This is a genomic window from Legionella yabuuchiae, from assembly GCF_900640115.1.
GTDB classification, from domain to species: Bacteria; Pseudomonadota; Gammaproteobacteria; order Legionellales; family Legionellaceae; genus Legionella_A; species Legionella_A yabuuchiae.
Genome location: NZ_CAAAIW010000053.1, coordinates 1 through 3,498, shown reverse-complemented (window position 1 = coordinate 3,498; position 3,498 = coordinate 1). Strand labels below are relative to the sequence as shown.

Genomic DNA, 3,498 nt, shown 5'->3' with positions numbered 1-3,498 from the left:
CTACCAAATCGTTGAATCAACGTCACAGTACCGGTCCTTGCTGTCTTGTGTGTAAACCCCGCTTTCTTAATCAGATATGTGCTAATGGCTCTTGTCACTATTAAAAGCGCCTTGCTCAACATCTCAGGATTACTTGCAAACAACCAACGCAATGGAAATGGCACACTCAATACCCATTGGCGTATTGGCTTTTCTGGCAGTACTTCATCCACAAGAAGAGCGGCACTTTCTACCATGCGCTTTGCACCACAACTCGGGCAAAAGCCCCGGCGCTTACAGCTGAATGCAACCAACTGCTCACTGAGCCGCTCGACCAACACTAAACCAAAGCCAGGGCAAATAATATTGAGGTGAAGAAAAGCTATGCGAAAACAATCATTAAGACAAACCGCCAACCGGTTTTTAAGCACTGACAATCGCGGCTGTTTCAAGGAGAGAAAACGCCGATCCTATGTCATTCATAAAATGATTGATGATCTTTTTGTCGTTGGCGATGTGCCGCCTAAATGGCAGGCTCTAAAGCCAGTCCATATTCAAAAATTAGTTGAACACTGGCAGAAGAAGAAATTAAAAACGGCCACCATCATGCGCCACCTAAGTATCATCAAGAAGTTTCTTTATGAAATTGAATGTCCAACTGCAAATGAAATCAATAACAAGAGCCTTGGACTTAAAAGACCAAGTAAACCTAAGAAAAAGCCAAGGATTTACCCGGGCTTTTGGCAAAACATAAGCACCCCATCCGCCAGATTATTAACCGGCTTACAAATTCAATTTGGCCTCACGTTAAGCGAAGCGATGCGCCTTAATCCTGACTTTCATGTCCAAGAACATTCCTTATGGATTACCCGCGAAATTGCTACCAACAGCCACGACCGCTTCATTCCAATACGCAATGATATTCAAGTCGCTCTACTTCGAGAATTTAGTTTCTTAGTTGGGGGTTATGGCAATCTGATTAATGCGATTGGCTATCAGACTTTACTTTGTAGCTATAGACAAGAATTAACCCGATTAAAATTGTCATCAAAAAGAAACTTCCGCTATTTATATGCCAGAAATCTCAAACAACAACTGCAATCAGTTATAAACAATTATGAATTAACCTGGTTGATTATGGAGGAAATGGGCCTTTCATCACGTACAACCGTTTGGAATTACCTGCATGGGCAATAACAAACTACGCAGCGCCAAATTTTCAATTAACGAGATGGTGAAGGAGATTAAAAGGTATTCTCACGCCAGTCGAGCTGACATGCGAGTGATGCTCAATCGTTGCATCAAAGACCTGCACGAAAAAGGCTATAAGTTATCGCATATCAAAGGATTAAAGCCTAAGCATATTTTTGTCCTAGTGGAGCATTGGAAAGAACAAGGAAAAAGCCCTGCCACCATTAAAAATTATATGTCAAAGCTCAGAGAAACAGCCAAATTTTTAGATAAGCCACAGCTTGTAAAAGCTTCGAATGATGATTATCAGATTCCAAGACGAAGTCACGTCACTACAGTCAACAAAGCAATCCATCAAATTGATTTAAGCAAATGCAGCGATCCATTAATACGTTTGTCTCTGGAGGCGCAATCCTTATTTGGTCTTCGAAGAGAAGAGTCAATGAAAATTGTGCTATCCAATGCCTTACAAGGAAACTATTTATCTATAAAGCCATCATGGACAAAAGGCGGTATTGGCAGAGCTTTATGGATAAGCAATGATGCCCAAAGGCAATGGTTAAATAAGGCACTTCAGCAAATACCATCTGGACATTCCTTAATTCCTCAAGACAGAACTTACAAACAGCATTTAAGGCATTACCAAAGTCAAACTGAATTAATGGGGATTCACAAATTGCATGGCTTAAGACATGCCTTTGCACAACGAAGGTACTTTGAATTAACAAAGCAGTTTGATCCCTTCAATAAAGGCTGGCAATCCCCCATGAATGGAGGGCCTAACACAAGCATGTTTAATCAACAAGAAAAGAGAATTGATCGCAAAGTTCGAGGAATCATCAGTCGTGAGCTCGGCCATTCTAGAATATCGATCACCAAAATTTACTTGTAACTGAATTGATAATTAATATCAAACGATAACAATCAATAACAATTGATATCAATTAGAACAACCTGTTGAATTTATTTGTGCCGTTGATAAACTGAAATAGAAAGTAACTGATGAGCCAGTGAGATCCTGGCGAAACCTTCCGAGGTCTTACTATAAAGCCACCTTCTTTCCCTAATCCTGTGGCTGAGCGTTAAGTCGGGAAAAATATCTTGGATGGAAAGCAAGATTTTCACGGACAGTTTTACGGTGCTTCACCGTATGTGCTTTAAGCATTCATTCTTTAAAAACTTGGCAAATCAACTTTTATGGTTGGTGATATTGCATAACCCAATGGGGATGAGTTTGTCCCCAGCTGGGGCCTCTCTCCCTCTTTTATCAAAGGAGCGATACCATGCAAAATTTCGATTCTGCAAACATTCAGGTGGACCATTTACTGTTTGAATTGGCCCGATGTGTGAATGACCTGCAAGGATTTTATCGTCAATTGTCTATTGAAGATAGAAAACAAGTTGAACTTAGTCTGAGTAAACTTGAATTTCTGGTTGCTCATTCAAACAGGTATCAAGGCCATACTCCCCTTGCTGCTGTTTAATCTTATTTTTTAACCGCATAACAGGAAAAAAACTGCTTTATGCGGTGTTTTTCCTGTTATGCGGATTTTTTCACTAACGGGAGAACACAATGACAGCATCATTAAATAAGGTACAACTGATTGGCAACTTAGGTGCAGAACCAAAAACAATCACCAGCCAAAACGGTCAGTCTTTTGTCACAGCCACTCTGGCAACCAATGAATCATTCAAACAAAATGACGAATGGAAAACCAGAGTTGAGTGGCATCAACTGGTAATGTTTGGCAAATTGGCCAAAGTTGTTGAGTATTTACAAAAAGGATCTCAAGTGTATGTTGAAGGTAAACTTCGTTCTAACCAATGGACTGATGGCGATGGCAATACCCGTCATAGTCTCAGTATTGTGGTAAGTAATATTCAACTTCTTAGCCAATCCAAACCAACTGATGAGACAACCAACAAAACCGCGGAAAGCCATATGGCTCAAATGCGGGAAATGTTGCAAACTGATTCAGAAGACGTACCGTTTTAATCATAACCCATCGCGGGAGTAAGTTCCCGCTGGGGCTTGCTCTCTGATTATCATTTAAAGGAGAAAAACCCCAATGGACAAACCGGAAATCTATGTCGCTTGTTTGGCATCTTATAATAACGGCTATCTGCATGGTCAATGGCTTGATGCAAATCAATCGGAAGGTGCGATTATGGAGGATATTCAAGCCATGCTTGAAGATAGTCCTGTTTCAGATCCAGGCGATTGGGCAATTGTTAGTGCATCATTAGTTCTGTAAATTATTTTTGATTGGCGGAGTGGCCAACCATTTTCTACTCTTTTATTTGGATAATGAAAGAGAATAAAAAATG

At 40.4% G+C, this 3,498-nt stretch carries 5 protein-coding genes and 1 pseudogene; 5 read left to right on the top strand and 1 reads right to left on the bottom strand.

The features are described from left to right. Positions 1 to 302, bottom strand: a pseudogene (locus tag E1O47_RS11930) (transposase zinc-binding domain-containing protein); the annotation flags it as partial. A gap of 61 nt (positions 303 to 363) precedes the next feature. Here E1O47_RS11930 and E1O47_RS11925 point away from each other — a divergent pair. The 5 genes from E1O47_RS11925 (at position 364) to E1O47_RS11905 (ending at position 3,425) form a co-directional block, all read left to right on the top strand. Next, complete coding sequence (locus tag E1O47_RS11925; protein ID WP_133131461.1) at positions 364 to 1,176, top strand: phage integrase N-terminal domain-containing protein; 813 nt, start codon at positions 364 to 366, stop codon at positions 1,174 to 1,176. Next, positions 1,166 to 2,062 (top strand): phage integrase N-terminal domain-containing protein, encoded by an 897-nt coding sequence (locus tag E1O47_RS11920; protein ID WP_133131460.1) that lies wholly within the window; start codon positions 1,166 to 1,168, stop codon positions 2,060 to 2,062. Before E1O47_RS11925 ends, E1O47_RS11920 begins: the two co-directional genes overlap by 11 nt. Before the next feature lie 391 nt (positions 2,063 to 2,453). Continuing rightward, positions 2,454 to 2,654: a hypothetical protein gene (locus E1O47_RS11915; protein ID WP_133131459.1), complete on the top strand. Its 201-nt coding sequence runs from the start codon at positions 2,454 to 2,456 to the stop codon at positions 2,652 to 2,654. 89 nt (positions 2,655 to 2,743) lie between these two features. Further along, positions 2,744 to 3,166, top strand: a complete 423-nt coding sequence (locus tag E1O47_RS11910) for a single-stranded DNA-binding protein (protein WP_133131458.1) — start codon at positions 2,744 to 2,746, stop codon at positions 3,164 to 3,166. Positions 3,167 to 3,239: 73 nt separating this feature from the next. Continuing rightward, on the top strand, positions 3,240 to 3,425 hold the full coding sequence (locus E1O47_RS11905) for an antirestriction protein ArdA (protein ID WP_133131457.1): 186 nt from the start codon (positions 3,240 to 3,242) through the stop codon (positions 3,423 to 3,425). Positions 3,426 to 3,498 lie beyond the last annotated feature (73 nt).